Source organism: Rhodococcoides navarretei (assembly GCF_038069675.1).
GTDB lineage: Bacteria > Actinomycetota > Actinomycetes > Mycobacteriales > Mycobacteriaceae > Rhodococcoides > Rhodococcoides navarretei.
This window is the reverse complement of sequence record NZ_JBBPCN010000001.1, coordinates 1283232-1296513: the sequence shown is the minus strand read 5'-3', so window position 1 is coordinate 1296513 and position 13282 is coordinate 1283232. Positions and strand designations below refer to the sequence as shown.

Here is a 13282-nt window from a genome sequence, read left to right as displayed (position 1 = left end):
GCGCTAGAAGCACTCTCGCGAGTAACGCCGAGCCGACGACATAAGGCGCGGCGTCGAACTTCGATCACCCGCACACCCGACGCGTCAGCCGATGGTTCCCAGCGAAGCCAGAGTCTTGACAACCGCCCGCGCCGCCTCGGCACCCTTCGTCTCCAGGTGCGCGGTGAAGAAGGCCTTGTGGTCGGCGTGTTCGTGGAAGTGGTGTGGCGTCAGCACCACGGAGAACACCGGCACGTCGGTGTCCAGCTGCACTCGCATCAGGCCATCGATGACCGCCGTTTCGACGAAATCGTGTCGGTAGATTCCGCCGTCGACCACCAGTGCAGCGGCGACGATCGCGGAGTACTTGCCCGTCTTGGCGAGCCGCTGTGCGTGCAGCGGGATCTCGAAGGCCCCGGGCACCTCGAACACGTCGATGGGCGTCTCGCCCCGACCGAGCTGCTTCAGCTCGGCGGCGAATCCCACTCTCGCGCGATCGACGATGTCCAGGTGCCAGCTGGCGTGGACGAAGGCAATGGATCCGGCGAGTGGAGTGGTCATGCGTGCGATGCTAGCGGTATCGCTCGTCCAGCAAGTCGAGTGTCGGGCCATCGAATTCACCGGCGAAGTACTTCTGCAACAGTTCACCGAATACGGACGGACCCTCGGTAGCTTCGGCGAACAGCGTCACGGACGAATGCAGCTTCAGGTTGTCGGGATAGCCGAAGATCTCGTCGACCGTCCGTCCTTCGACAGCCAACACAAGCCGTGCCGCCTTCTTCAGGCGAGGCCCCAGCACTTCGTGCGACAGATACAGTTCCGCCTCGGTCAGATCCGCGATGCCGAAGTGCTGAGCGGTCGCGCTGCGCCCCAAACCGGCCAACTGCGGGAACACGAACCACATCCAGTGCGTCTGTTTCCGTCCCGCTTTCAGCTCCCGCGTCACCACAGTCCAGACGGGATCCTGAGCGTCGACGAAGCGTTGCAGGTCGTATTCGGTCATGCCGTTCAACCTAGGTGAACCCGCGCAGCAGGGTGTCGACGGTGGCGTCGAGCAGATCCTCGGTCGGGACGCCGTCGAGCAGGTCCCCGGTGGCCAGCATCGCGAGTCCGTGCACGCTCGCGAATGCCACTCGCGCGAGGATCTCCGGTGGAGCCTCGGTGATCACACCGGCTGCTATGGCTTCGCCGAGCAATGCCTCGGTAGCGGTCATACTTTCGTGCGCAACACTTTTCAGCTTCTCGCTGGCGTCGGGATGATGCTTGGTGCTGTACATGACGTCCAGCAACTCCGGGTGTTCGACGGCGAATCCCACGTAGGCGCGGGCGACTCCACGGAACCGAGCCATCAGCTCACCGGGCCCCGTTGCCGCTGTGACCATCCGGCGGTTCAGTTCCTCGAAACCGTGCAGTGCCAGCGCATCCAGGAGCGCTTGCTTGTCCCGGAAGTGGCGCGCCGGGGCACCGTGACTGACACCGACGTCTCTGGCCAGCTGCCGAAGCGACAACGCGTCGACCCCGCCGTGCGCGATGCTCCGTTCGGCCTCGTCGAGCAACACCGCGCGCAGGTCGCCGTGGTGGTAGCGCTGCGTTGCCATGCATTCACCCTAGGTGATGTTGGCGTTGACAACAATGCTGACACTGCCTACATTGGCTGCCATGACTTCCACAGCGCTCATCACCGGAGCAAGCTCGGGCCTCGGCGAAGAATTCGCCACCCGCTTCGCCGCACGCGGCGAGAACGTCGTCCTGGTGGCACGACGCGCCGATCGGTTGAACGCCCTGGCACGGCGCATCGAAACCGAGCACGGCGTGACGGCCACCGTCGTGGTCATGGACCTGGGCGTGTCCGGCGTCGGCGCAGCCCTACGAACCACGCTGGCGGACAAGGGAATCAACCCCACCACCCTCGTCAACAATGCAGGCTTCGGGACGCACGGAAAGTTCACCGACGAGGATCCTGCGCGCATCGCCGCCGAGATCGCACTGAACGTGAGCGCCCTGGTCGACCTGACGCACGCATTTCTGCCGAGCCTCACCGGCGCCCTGATCAACATCGCGAGTACCGCTGCGTACCAACCCACCCCAAACATGGCCGTCTACGGTGCCACGAAGGCCTTCGTCCTCAACTTCACCGAAGCCTTGGCCTTCGAGCACCGCACCTCGTCGCTGAAGATTCTCGCGCTCTCCCCCGGCCCCACCCGCACCGAGTTCTTCGACGTCGTCGGAACCGGCGACGCCGCGGTGGGTAACTACCAGACCTCCGAGCAGGTGGTCTCGACGGCTATGCGCGCGTTGGATTCTCGCCGCACCCCCGCCAGCGTCGTATCCGGCCTGTCCAACAAGATCAGCGCCGGCGGTGTGCGTTTGGCCCCACGTTCACTGGCCGCGAAGATCAGCGGTCGCCTGCTGAAGGCCTGAAGCGCTAACCGCGGGTACGACGCGAATCGATCACTCCCGTATCGAATCCGGCCAGATGCAACCCTCCGTGGAATCGGGCGTGTTCGATCTTGAGGCACCGATCCATGACAACGTTCAGCCCCGCTGCCTCGGCGTCGCGTGCCACCTGCTCGTGCCACAACCCGAGCTGAAGCCAGATCGTCTTCGCCTGCGCTGCAATCGCCTCGGAGAGAACGTCGGGCAAGTCGTCGTACTTGCGGAACACGTCCACCATGTCCGGTAGCTTCGGGAGATCGGCGAGCGTCGGGTACACGGGCGTGCCCTCGATGTCGGCAACCGTCGGATTCACGAGAAATATCTCGTAGTTGCTCGTCGACGACAGATACCGGTTGACGAAGTAGCTTGCCCGCGAGGGATTCTTGGACGCACCGACGATCGCGACGGTCTTCGTCTCACGCAGGATGCGTTGCCGCTGCGGCGCGGACGGGCCCTGCCAGGTGCGTTCGCTCATGACCGCGCCTTTCCTGTTGCCAGTGTCAGGGCCTGATCCAGGTCCCACAGAATGTCCTCGACATCTTCGAGTCCGACGCTGATGCGAATCAGCTCGGGATCGACACCTGCTCCGCGCAGCTGCTCGTCGGTCAATTGTCGATGCGTCGTGCTGCCGGGGTGGATCACCAGCGTGCGCACGTCACCGATATTGGCCACATGGCTGGCGACCTGAACGCTCTCGACGAACGCCTGACCGGCCTCGCGGCCACCGTCGATTCCGAAAGCGAATACCGCACCAGGGCCGGCGGGGAGGTACTTCGCTGCGCGGTCGTGATGCGGATGCCCCTCCAGCCCAGCCCATCTCACGTACTCGATCCGGGAATCTGCTTCGAGCCATTCGGCGACCACTCGGGCATTGCCGACATGCGCGTCCATGCGCTGCGGCAACGTTTCCACCCCCTGGATCAAGGTGAACGCCGATTGAGGTGCCAACGCGCCCCCGATGTCGCGCAGTTGCTCACTGCGCAGTTTGGTCAGAAAGCCGTACTCGCCGAAGTTTCCCCACCACGACAGCCCGCCGTAGGAGGCCACCGGTTCTGTCATCTGCGGGAATTTGCCTGAGCCCCAGTCGAATCGACCGGACTCGACCACCACTCCCCCCAGCGTCGAACCGTGCCCGCCGAGAAACTTCGTCGCCGAGTGGATCACGATGTCGGCACCGAATTCGATGGGCCGACTCAGCCAGGGCGTCGCCATCGTCGCGTCGATCACCAGCGGAATTCCGTGATCGTGGGCGACGGCAGCGAGACCGTCGAGGTCGGCGATCTCCCCCGACGGGTTACCGATGATCTCGGCGTAGATCAGCTTGGTCGATTCCGTCACCGCTGCTGCGTAATTCGTCGGATCGGTGCCCGGGACGAACGTGGTCTCGACGCCGAAGCGACGGAGCGTCACGTCCAGCTGGGTCACCGTGCCGCCGTACAGCCCGGCCGCGGCAACGATGTGGTCTCCGGTGCCGGCAAGCGCGGCGAACACTGCAAACTCGGCCGCCAACCCACTGGCGAACGCAACCGCTCCGATGCCGCCTTCGAGGCTCGCGATGCGCTCCTCGAAGGCGGCGACCGTGGGGTTACCGATACGGCTGTAGACATTGCCGTACTTCTGCAGAGCGAACAGATCGCCTGCGTCCGCTGAATTCTCGAACACGTAGCTCGCCGTCTGGTAGATCGGCACCGCACGCGAACCGGTGGAAGGATCTGGCCTCGCTCCGGCGTGAATTGCTCTGGTACGCAGGCCGAATGTCCGTTCGCTCATGACGTCAGGCCGTTTCGAGAACGGTGTGGATCGGAGTGGGATTGCGCGTGAGATCCAGCACGGGGCAGTGATCGTCGACGGCCTTCTGCAGCTCCTCGTACCGCTCCCGTGACTCGGGACCGGAGACGGTCACGACGACGCGCACCTCACCGAAGCCCGGACGAACGTCGTCGTCGAAACCGAAGAAGCCGCGAACGTCGAGGTCACCCTCGGCCTTGGCCTTGATGTCGTCGACGACGATCCCGAGCTTCTCCGCCCAGACGCGGTAGGTGACCACCTGGCAGGACAGCAGCGACGCCAGGTAGTACTCGACCGGGTTGGCGGCCTTGTTCTCACCACCGAGGGCGGGGGGCTCGTCGACCTCGACGCTGTACTTGCCCAAGGTGACGGTGCTGGCGACAGCATCGTGCGCGGTGACCGAAGCCCGGAAGACTGCGTGCGCGTTCTTCGGATCGGCCTGCACGGCATCGTCGGTGGCAGCGATGACGCCGCCGAGATGGGACACAGATGTGGTCATGGGAAATTCCTGTTCGATTGGAGGGTTGCCGGAACGACCCGAGGAGCGCGAAATGCTCGTCGGGGATGGGTTCGATCGACAGTTACGAACAGGAAGAAGTGCAGACGAGACCGAAGTCGATGGTGCGACGACGCACGAGCCTTCTGGCTGCGTCGATCACGTGTGTCTCGGTCACGATGCCGACAATAGCCTACGAGAACTGATCCGCGCCGACGTCCGTCTCATCGTCGACGATCGCCGCGACGATACGTGCTGCCACTGCATCCGGCGTCAGACCCTGCGGTAGCTTCGGTGCCTGCCCGGCGATCGGCCGTGTCGCCAGTCCCGTCTCGGTGTGCGGCGGACGCACGTCAACGATTCGAATCTTCGACTTACGCGCCTCCGTACGAACGCTTTTCAACAATGCGCTCACCGCGGCCTTGGTCGCCGAGTATGCACCCATGTTCGGCATCGGCTTGTCGGCCACGACGGCGCTGATGTTGAGCACGAACCCGCCCTTACCCAGGGTGGTCAGCGCTTCGCGAAGCACCCGCAGCGGTGCCAGATAGTTCAGCAGCAGCAATTCGTCGACGGTGTCGTCGTCCACTTCGGTCACCGGACCGAACGCCACGACACCTGCGGCGATGACGATCCCGTCCAGTCCACCGTGGTGTTCGACGGCCTCCGCCACCACCGAGCGAGCCGAGTCCGGCAGCGTCAGATCGGCATCGACCGTGTGATGGTCCGACTCGATGCTCCGGCCGCTCACGGTCAACCGAGCACCGGCGTTCGCGAGCTGCTCGACGATCGGGCCGCCGAGACCGCCACTGGCACCGAATACGAGAATGCGTGCACCGTCGAGTGTCGTCATACTTTCGAGGCTAACGGCCACCTCACACCCCCGCTGACGACTACGACAACAGCTTCTTCTGCACCTTGCCCATAGCATTGCGCGGGAGCGAGTCGACCACTCGAATCTCGCGGGGCCGCTTGTGAATCGACAGTTCGGTGGCCACCAGATCGATCAGCACCCGATCCTCCACATCGGTGCCGACGACGAACGCCACGATGCGCTGACCGAGATCGGCGTCGGGCATACCGACCACGGCGACCTCGTCGACGCTCGGGTGGCCCAGCAACACGGTCTCGATCTCCCCCGCGCCGACGCGATAGCCGCCGGATTTGATCAGGTCCGTCGACGCTCGCCCGACGATGCGGTGGAAACCGTCCGGCTCGATGAGGGCGACGTCTCCGGTATCGAACCAGCCGTCCTCGGTGAAGGTCTTCGCTGTCGCCTCCGGATTGTTCAGGTAACCGTCGAACAGCATGGGGCAGCGGATCTGCAGCGCGCCGATGGATTCGCCGTCGTGCGGCAGGATTTCGCCCTTCTCACCGCGCAACCGTGTCTCGACGCCCGCGACCGGCAGTCCCACCGAGCCAGCGCGCCGCTCGCCGTCGGAGCGGGTGCTGATGGTGATGAGGGTTTCGCTCATGCCGTATCGCTCGATCGGGGCCTGCCCGGTGAGTTCACGCAACTTCTCGAACACCGGAACCGGGAGCGGCGCACTGCCGGACACCAGCAGTCGGGCGTGGGCCAGGGCGCGGGCGGACGTCTCGTCCGCGGCAATGCGCGACCACACGGTCGGCACTCCGAAGTACAAGGATCCACGAGCGGCCGCGTAGAGCTCCGGCGTCGGCTTACCGGTGTGGATCAGCGGGCTGCCCACACGCAGTGGGCCGAGGACACCGAGGATGAGACCATGGACGTGGAACAACGGAAGTCCGTGCACCACAGTGTCTCTCGAAGTCCATGCCCAGGCCTGCGCCAACGCGTCCAGACCTGCGGCGATGGCACTGCGCGAGATCAGTACGCCTTTGGGTGGGCCGGTGGTACCGGAGGTGTAGAGCACGAACGCGACCGAGGACGGCTGCGGTTCGGCGTAGCTGTGCCACGAGCGTGCGTGCTGACGCACCGGCAGGACCTCCAGCCCGGAGGTGTCCGACGGTGCCTCACCGAGCCAGGCCTGCGCGCCCGAGTCGCGGAGGATGTGCTCACGTTCGGCCACCCCGGCGTCGGGCGGGACCGGCACCACGGTGACACCGGCGATGAGTGCGCCCACGACGGCGAGCACCGTCTTGACCGACGGCGTCGCGTAGATCGCGAGGCGGTCGGCTCGCGAGATGCGCTCGGCCACGGATGTCGCCGCGCCCAGGATATCGGCGCGGGAGAGCGAGACTCCGTCGATCGTGATGGCGTCGGGAATGTCGTCTCCCCGCGCAACGGCGAGTGGGTTCAGTGAACGAAGCAGCACATGGCTACCGTACATACATGGACGTGGACGGAATCGACACCGGCGACTACGCCGAGTACATGACGGTCGCCGCCGGTGACCTGCAGGCGGGCGTCTATCTGATCGGGACCGACGCCGAGCAGGACGCCGATTCCGAGGACGAACTCGATCTGGACCTCGACGACGAGGACTCCGAGGACGACGACATCGACATCGCACACGTCACCGACGGCGCACCGCGGCTCGTCTACTCGGTGCAGTCCGACGACTTCTGGACCCGAGTGGAACTGGCCGATCTTCGAGCCACTCAGCTCTACGAGGAAGCTCATGCCCGTAACCCCGAGGTCAATACTGAGCCGAAACGCTTCACCACGGTCGAAGCATTCGGCAGCAACGAACTGGTCTACATCCTGCGCATCCGACGCGGCGGCTGGGACGTGGGCGAGCCGGATCTCGAGCCGTGATCCACGCGGCCCCTCAGTCCTCGCAAACGCGCGCGCGTTTGCCGAACGCGAGCGGTATCGCGTCACGATTCTGCGCGCATATGGCAAATGCGCGCGCGTTTGCGAGATCCAGGCCGCGCCCCCGTACCCGTCAGTCGTGAAACTCGAGGCTTGCCACTTCCCCTACTTGCTGTTGTCCACTAGGCCGAGGACGCCACCGTTCCGACGCCGAGGGCAACCAGGATTCCAGCGCTGATGCGATCCAGCCAGTCGGCCACCGCTGGTTTGCGCAGCAACGCGACCGCGCGTGAGGCGAGCACGGAGAACACTCCCATCACCAGTGCGGCGACGACCACCTCGACCAGTCCGAGCGTCATGGCACCGGCGAACGTGACCACGGTGAGGAACTGCGGCACCACCGCGAGGTAGAACAGTCCCACCTTGGGATTGAGCGCGCACGAGAGAACCCCGGCACCGAACGCCGACCACGCGGACGCGGCGACGGGCACCAGAGGCTCCCCGGCCACCTTCTTCTTCCGTCGCGCTCGAATTGCCTTGACGCCCAGATACAGCAGGTACAGCCCGCCGAGAATTTTCACGACGCGATACGCCGTCGCGGACTGCTCGACGATCGCCGCCAGCCCGACGGCCACCAACACGGCCCAGAACAGTCCACCGATCGCGACGCCCATCGCCGCGGCGATGCCTGGCCTGAGGCCGCCGATGCTGTAGCGAAGCACCAGAAACGAATCGGGCCCGGGCAGAATCGCCAGCAGAAAACACACTCCGGCGAAGCTGAGCAACAGGCTGAGGGTCATGGGTACATGAGAACACCCGGGCCGACCCGGAGCCAACTGATTTCAGTGTCCACAATTCGCATCGAGAAACGGGATCCCGCTCGACGGGCCGAATAGTGGACGCTCAGCGCACCAGAGAAACTCGACTACCCGCGCAGGCGAGCAGCCGCAGCGTCGATGCGCTCGTCCGTGGCCGTCAGCGCGATACGCACGTGCAGTCCACCGTCGGGCCCGTAGAACTCCCCCGGCGCGGCGAGGATCCCGCGCTGCGCGAGCCAGTCGACGGTGTCGCGGCACGGTTCGCCCCGCGTCGCCCACAGGTAGAGCCCGGCCTCGGAATGGTCGACGGTGAAGCCGGCGGCCTCGACGGCGGACTTCAATATCGTGCGCCGGGCCCGGTATCGCTCACGCTGAACGCTCTCGTGCTCGTCGTCGGCCAGAGCCGCGGTCATGGCGGCCTGGATCGGCAGCGGCACCATCATGCCGGCGTGCTTGCGCACTTCGAGCAACTCGGCGACGAGGGAGGCATCACCGGTGACGAAGCCGGCGCGGTAGCTCGCCAGGTTCGAGGTCTTCGAGAGTGAGTGCACCGCAAGAAGATTCGTGTGATCACCGTCGCACACGCGGGCATCGAGGACGGACACGGCGTCGGCGTCCCAGGTCAGACCCAGGTAACACTCGTCGGACACGACGATCGCGTCGCGTTCGCGGGCCCAGGCGACAACCTTGCGCAGGTGCTCGACTCCGAGCACCTTGCCGGTCGGGTTGGAGGGTGAGTTGACGAAGATCAGCGACGCCCGCTCGGGCCCGAGCCGATTCAGGCCGTCGGCCCGGATCGTGCGCGATCCAGCGAGCAGCGCCCCCACTTCGTAGGTGGGATATGCCAATTCGGGGATGACAACCAGATCGTCGGCTCCGAGGCCGAGCAGCGTCGGCAACCAGGCGATCATTTCCTTGGTGCCGATGGCCGGCAGTACCGCGTCGGTCGAGATGCCGGTGATCGAGTAGCGACGCTCGAGCGCCGCTACCGCAGCCTCCCGCAGCGCCACGGTACCGACGGTCGTCGGGTAACCGGGTTCGTCCGCCACAGAATTCAGCGCTGCACGGATGACCTCTGCGACCGGATCCACCGGGGTACCGACCGACAGGTTGACGATGCCGTCCGGGTGCGCCGACGCCTTCTCTTTCGCGGCGGTCAGCGAGTCCCATGGAAAATCGGGCAGCCCCGCTGCCACCGCTGTACGTACCAAGGCGTCAGTTCTCGCCCATGGGAGGCAGAGCCTTGATGAACGGCGGGTCGTAATCGGTCTTGCCGAGCTTCGCTGCGCCACCGGGAGATCCCAGGTCGTCGAAGAAGTCGACGTTGGCACCGACGTACGCGCTCCACTGCTCGGGTACGTCGTCCTCGTAGAAAATGGCCTCGACGGGGCACACGGGCTCGCAGGCTCCGCAGTCGACGCATTCGTCGGGGTGGATGTACAGCATTCGGTTACCCTCGTAGATGCAATCCACCGGGCACTCTTCGATGCACGCTTTGTCCAGTACATCTACGCACGGTTCTGCAATCGAGTAAGTCACTGCTGCTCTCCCCTCCTGTATCGATTTCGGGCGCTCGCGCGCCCTGAGCATCCTAGTATCGCCGTCCGAACCTGGAGCAAACCGACCAGGGTGGCCTCACCTGCCCCAGTCCGGCTATCGCCGCAGTTGCTGTGCGGTCGTATCGGCAACGAAGACCGAGGCCTTCTGGTGTGCTGCCAGCCACTTCCGCCCCTGCTTGGCAGCGCGCGAGAGCGCGCCGCGCTCACCGAAGTAACCCGCGACACCGCCGACGAGCGGGATGGCACCGAGCACGCGGTAGAACCCGCGGGGGTGCGGACGCTTCTCCAGTTCACCGGCGACGTCGCGCAGCACGTTCGCGATCTGCCACATTCCGCGCAGCAGCGCGAACGGACCCGACTTGGGCGACTCCTCCTTCTCCGCCGGAGCACTGTCGGCCAACGACGTCAGATCGCGCTTGCACAGCACCGACCCGAGCAACGCCACGTGCGTCTCACGATCGGTCACACCCGATTCGCGGGCCACTGCCACGAGCACCATCGCCTGATTGGCGAAACCGAGCAGATCCTGGATCGGCAGACGGTTGACCAAGATGCCGAACACGCCGGGGAACGCCACGGCCACGGTGTTGAGTGCGCCGATGCGATTGACCCACCACTGCGAGCGAGCGTCGCTGTCGAGCTCCTCCCAGCCTGCAGTACCCGGGAAGTCGGTGGTGTCGAAAGCCTTCGCGAGAAAATCGATGACGTTGTCGAGCGTCGAGTCGTCCGCGGAGGACTGCCGAAACGTTCGTCCCTTGAGCCCGATCGGGTCGCGTGTCGCGAGGATGTCGAGCACGGGATGGATGATGGCGACGGCACTGCTCAGAACCGCGGCGACTCGACGGTCGTCCATGTCAGACAAGCTCCATTTCGAAAAGGGGACCCGAGGGTCAGATCAGGCCGGCAACCGACACGGCCGGGGCCGGGTCGTAGGTGGTGGTGCGCTGACGAACCGGGCGTCCGATGCCGTCGGCGATCTCGTGCAGTTCCGCGACGGTCTTCTCCGAACCGTTCTGCGAACCCGCCATACGCGAGATCGTCTCCTCCATCAGGGTCCCTCCCAGATCGTTCGCGCCTCCGTTCAGCATCGCCTGTGTACCCGTGATTCCCAATTTCACCCATGACGTCTGAATGTTGTCGATACGGCCGTGCAGCATGATCCTGGCCAGAGCATGCACCGCACGGTTGTCCCGATTGGTCGGACCGGGACGCGAGGCACCCGCCAGATAGAGCGGTGAGGACTGATGCACGAACGGCAGCGGCACGAACTCGGTGAACCCGCCCGTCTTGTCCTGGATCTTCTTGAGAACGTTCAGGTGCCCGACCCAGTGCGACGGATTGTCGACGTGCCCGTACATCATCGTCGAGCTCGAACGCAGTCCCACCTCGTGCGCGGTGGTGATCACTTCGATCCACTCGGCGGCGGGCAGCTTGCCCTTGGTGAGCACCCACCGCACCTCGTCGTCGAGAATCTCCGCGGCGGTACCCGGGATCGAATCCAAGCCGGCCGCGCGCAGCTCGGTGAGCCACTCGCGAATCGACTGACCACCGCGGGAGGCCCCGTTGACGATCTCCATCGGCGAGAACGCGTGCACGTGCATCGACGGCACCTTCGCCTTCACCGCACGGACCAGATCGGCGTACCCCGTCACCGGCAGTTCGGGGTCGATACCGCCCTGCATGCACACCTCGGTGGCCCCGACGACGTGCGCTTCCCACGCCCGATCGGCCACCTCGGTGGTGGACAGGGTGAACGCGTCGGCGTCGCCCTTGCGCTGCGCGAACGCGCAGAAGCGGCACCCGGTGTAGCAGATGTTGGTGAAGTTGATGTTCCGGTTCACCACGTACGTGACGGTGTCCCCGTTGACCTGCTTGCGCAGATCGTCGGCGAGCGCAGCGACGGCATCCATGCCGGGGCCCTCGGCCGTCGCCAGTGCGAGGTACTGCTCGTCGGACAACCCGGCCGGGTCTTTCTCCGCTGCGGTCAACGCGGACACCAGGTCCCGGTCGACCCGCTCGAGGCCGGCCAGATCGCGGACCTGCTCACGAATCGATTCCCAGTCGCCGAATGCATTCGCCAGATCCGAGCGGGTCTCGGTGTTGCGGCCCTGGGTGTCGATCTCGGTGTTCAGATCCACCCGGCCCGAGGACTCCCATTCCTCGTCCGGTTCCTGCCACGGCAGACCCGTCGGGTTCACGTTCTCGCGTGCCATCCCGGTCTCCGGGTCGGCCACTGCTCGCACGTGCGCCGAGATCCGCGGATCGATCCACGGCGCACCGGCCAACACGTACTGCGGCTGCGCGGCAGTACGTTCCACGAGCGTGTAACCGGCGGCCGCCGACAACGCGGCGAGAGTGTCGAGGTTCGGCCACGGCCGCTCGGGATTGACGTGATCGGGAGTCAGCGGCGAGACCCCGCCCCAATCGTCGACGCCTGCGCCGAGCAGCGCTGCCGTCTCCTCCGGCTCGACCAGGTTCGGCGGAGCCTGGATGCGCATCGACGGACCGACCACCATGCGCGTCACCGCGATCGTCGCCAGGAATTCTTCCATTCCCGCGTCGGGCACCGACCGCATCGCGGTATCGGACTTGGCCAGGAAGTTCTGCACGATGATCTCTTGCACATGACCGAAAGACTTGTGCACCTTGCGAATTGCCATGATCGACTCGGCCCGGTCCCGCAGCGTCTCACCGATGCCGACGAGGATGCCGGTCGTGAACGGAATGTTGAGCCGGCCCGCGTCGGTCAACGTTCGCAGCCGAACCTCGGGATCCTTGTCGGGGCTGCCGTAGTGCGCCTGCCCCTTCTCCTCGAACAGCCGACGCGACGTGGTTTCGAGCATCATGCCCATCGACGGAGCCACCGGCTTGAGTCGCGAGAGTTCCTGCCACGACATCACTCCTGGGTTGAGGTGCGGCAGCAAGCCGGTCTCCTCGAGCACCCGGATCGACATGGCGCGCACGTAGTCGAGAGTGGAGTCGTAGCCGCGGGAGTCGAGCCACGCCTTGGCCTCGGGCCACCGCTCCTCCGGTCGGTCGCCGAGGGTGAACAGCGCTTCCTTGCACCCGAGCGCGGCACCCTTACGGGCGACGTCGACGATCTCGTCGGGATCCATGAACATCCCGTGGCCGGAGGCATTGAGCTTGCCGGGGACGGTGACGAACGTGCAGTAGTGGCATTTGTCGCGGCACAACCGCGTGATGGGTACGAACACCTTTCGCGAATACGAGACCGTCGCGGGACGACCGGCCGACTCCAGCCCGGCATCGCGAACCCGAGCAGCCGACGCCATCAGGTCCACCAGATCGTCCCCACGCGCATGCAGCAACACCGTGGCCTCGTCGACGTTGAGAGACACCCCGTCGCGGGCACGACGCAGAACGCGACGCATGGCAGAGGCGGCTGGAGCGGAGTCAGGCTGCAAAGTCACCAGTCGATCATGCGCCTTCCTGGTACGCACGTGCCACCCGC

The 13282-nt window shown here is 65.4% G+C and carries 15 protein-coding genes; 2 read left to right on the top strand and 13 right to left on the bottom strand.

The window, feature by feature from the left end; genetic code table 11:
• Positions 1–84: 84 nt before the first annotated feature.
• From AABD04_RS06450 to AABD04_RS06440, 3 genes are read right to left on the bottom strand one after another with little or no spacing between them, the layout of a single operon-like run.
• The gene (locus AABD04_RS06450) at positions 85–540 is read right to left on the bottom strand and encodes a 6,7-dimethyl-8-ribityllumazine synthase (RefSeq protein ID WP_341440576.1); all 456 of its coding nucleotides are present in this window, start codon (positions 538–540) and stop codon (positions 85–87) included.
• A 10-nt stretch (positions 541–550) separates the two neighbouring features.
• Positions 551–982, bottom strand: a complete 432-nt coding sequence (locus AABD04_RS06445; protein ID WP_341440575.1) for a DUF1810 domain-containing protein — start codon at positions 980–982, stop codon at positions 551–553.
• A gap of 10 nt (positions 983–992) precedes the next feature.
• Positions 993–1577 carry a TetR/AcrR family transcriptional regulator gene (locus AABD04_RS06440; RefSeq protein ID WP_341440574.1) on the bottom strand — a complete coding sequence of 195 codons (585 nt, stop codon included), beginning with the start codon at positions 1575–1577 and terminating at the stop codon, positions 993–995.
• A gap of 61 nt (positions 1578–1638) precedes the next feature.
• Here AABD04_RS06440 and AABD04_RS06435 point away from each other — a divergent pair, with 61 nt between their 5' ends.
• The gene (locus AABD04_RS06435; protein ID WP_341440573.1) at positions 1639–2400 is read left to right on the top strand and encodes an SDR family NAD(P)-dependent oxidoreductase; all 762 of its coding nucleotides are present in this window, start codon (positions 1639–1641) and stop codon (positions 2398–2400) included.
• Between the two features lie 4 nt (positions 2401–2404).
• On the opposite strand, the gene AABD04_RS06430 is transcribed toward AABD04_RS06435, so the two are convergent.
• From AABD04_RS06430 to AABD04_RS06410, 5 genes are all read right to left on the bottom strand, one after another.
• On the bottom strand, positions 2405–2890 hold the full coding sequence (locus AABD04_RS06430) for a CoA-binding protein (protein WP_341440572.1): 486 nt from the start codon (positions 2888–2890) through the stop codon (positions 2405–2407).
• Positions 2887–4185 (bottom strand): O-acetylhomoserine aminocarboxypropyltransferase/cysteine synthase family protein, encoded by a 1299-nt coding sequence (locus AABD04_RS06425; protein WP_341440571.1) that lies wholly within the window; start codon positions 4183–4185, stop codon positions 2887–2889. The genes AABD04_RS06430 and AABD04_RS06425 overlap by 4 nt, the downstream gene beginning before the upstream one ends.
• A 4-nt stretch (positions 4186–4189) precedes the next feature.
• The gene (locus AABD04_RS06420; RefSeq protein ID WP_341440570.1) at positions 4190–4702 is read right to left on the bottom strand and encodes an OsmC family protein; all 513 of its coding nucleotides are present in this window, start codon (positions 4700–4702) and stop codon (positions 4190–4192) included.
• Positions 4703–4892: 190 nt separating this feature from the next.
• On the bottom strand, positions 4893–5552 hold the full coding sequence (locus AABD04_RS06415) for an SDR family NAD(P)-dependent oxidoreductase (protein ID WP_341440569.1): 660 nt from the start codon (positions 5550–5552) through the stop codon (positions 4893–4895).
• Between the two features lie 40 nt (positions 5553–5592).
• Positions 5593–7008 (bottom strand): acyl-CoA synthetase, encoded by a 1416-nt coding sequence (locus AABD04_RS06410; protein WP_341440568.1) that lies wholly within the window; start codon positions 7006–7008, stop codon positions 5593–5595.
• Positions 7009–7010: 2 nt separating this feature from the next.
• On the opposite strand from AABD04_RS06410, the gene AABD04_RS06405 reads away from it, so the two are divergent.
• A complete protein-coding gene (locus AABD04_RS06405; RefSeq protein ID WP_243596824.1) occupies positions 7011–7436 on the top strand; it encodes a hypothetical protein in 426 nt (141 codons plus the stop codon).
• A 179-nt stretch (positions 7437–7615) separates the two neighbouring features.
• Here AABD04_RS06405 and AABD04_RS06400 read toward each other — a convergent pair whose 3' ends face one another.
• The 5 genes from AABD04_RS06400 to AABD04_RS06380 form a co-directional block, all read right to left on the bottom strand.
• Positions 7616–8233 carry a LysE family translocator gene (locus AABD04_RS06400; protein WP_243595940.1) on the bottom strand — a complete coding sequence of 206 codons (618 nt, stop codon included), beginning with the start codon at positions 8231–8233 and terminating at the stop codon, positions 7616–7618.
• A gap of 125 nt (positions 8234–8358) precedes the next feature.
• A complete protein-coding gene (dapC, locus tag AABD04_RS06395; protein ID WP_341440567.1) occupies positions 8359–9462 on the bottom strand; it encodes a succinyldiaminopimelate transaminase in 1104 nt (367 codons plus the stop codon).
• Positions 9463–9466: 4 nt separating this feature from the next.
• Positions 9467–9790 (bottom strand): ferredoxin, encoded by a 324-nt coding sequence (fdxA, locus tag AABD04_RS06390; RefSeq protein ID WP_008714223.1) that lies wholly within the window; start codon positions 9788–9790, stop codon positions 9467–9469.
• A 114-nt stretch (positions 9791–9904) separates the two neighbouring features.
• Positions 9905–10663: a hypothetical protein gene (locus AABD04_RS06385; RefSeq protein WP_341440566.1), complete on the bottom strand. Its 759-nt coding sequence runs from the start codon at positions 10661–10663 to the stop codon at positions 9905–9907.
• 37 nt (positions 10664–10700) lie between these two features.
• A complete protein-coding gene (locus tag AABD04_RS06380; RefSeq protein ID WP_341440565.1) occupies positions 10701–13241 on the bottom strand; it encodes a bifunctional FO biosynthesis protein CofGH in 2541 nt (846 codons plus the stop codon).
• Positions 13242–13282 lie beyond the last annotated feature (41 nt).

What these genes read in the sequence shown, in the direction of transcription:
- AABD04_RS06450 (WP_341440576.1), bottom strand. Translation starts at nt 540, where the DNA reads ATGACCACTCCACTCGCCGGATCCATTGCCTTCGTCCACGCCAGCTGG.
- AABD04_RS06445 (WP_341440575.1), bottom strand. Translation starts at nt 982, where the DNA reads ATGACCGAATACGACCTGCAACGCTTCGTCGACGCTCAGGATCCCGTC.
- AABD04_RS06440 (WP_341440574.1), bottom strand. Translation starts at nt 1,577, where the DNA reads ATGGCAACGCAGCGCTACCACCACGGCGACCTGCGCGCGGTGTTGCTC.
- AABD04_RS06435 (WP_341440573.1), top strand. Translation starts at nt 1,639, where the DNA reads ATGACTTCCACAGCGCTCATCACCGGAGCAAGCTCGGGCCTCGGCGAA.
- AABD04_RS06430 (WP_341440572.1), bottom strand. Translation starts at nt 2,890, where the DNA reads ATGAGCGAACGCACCTGGCAGGGCCCGTCCGCGCCGCAGCGGCAACGC.
- AABD04_RS06425 (WP_341440571.1), bottom strand. Translation starts at nt 4,185, where the DNA reads ATGAGCGAACGGACATTCGGCCTGCGTACCAGAGCAATTCACGCCGGA.
- AABD04_RS06420 (WP_341440570.1), bottom strand. Translation starts at nt 4,702, where the DNA reads ATGACCACATCTGTGTCCCATCTCGGCGGCGTCATCGCTGCCACCGAC.
- AABD04_RS06415 (WP_341440569.1), bottom strand. Translation starts at nt 5,552, where the DNA reads ATGACGACACTCGACGGTGCACGCATTCTCGTATTCGGTGCCAGTGGC.
- AABD04_RS06410 (WP_341440568.1), bottom strand. Translation starts at nt 7,008, where the DNA reads ATGTACGGTAGCCATGTGCTGCTTCGTTCACTGAACCCACTCGCCGTT.
- AABD04_RS06405 (WP_243596824.1), top strand. Translation starts at nt 7,011, where the DNA reads ATGGACGTGGACGGAATCGACACCGGCGACTACGCCGAGTACATGACG.
- AABD04_RS06400 (WP_243595940.1), bottom strand. Translation starts at nt 8,233, where the DNA reads ATGACCCTCAGCCTGTTGCTCAGCTTCGCCGGAGTGTGTTTTCTGCTG.
- AABD04_RS06385 (WP_341440566.1), bottom strand. Translation starts at nt 10,663, where the DNA reads ATGGACGACCGTCGAGTCGCCGCGGTTCTGAGCAGTGCCGTCGCCATC.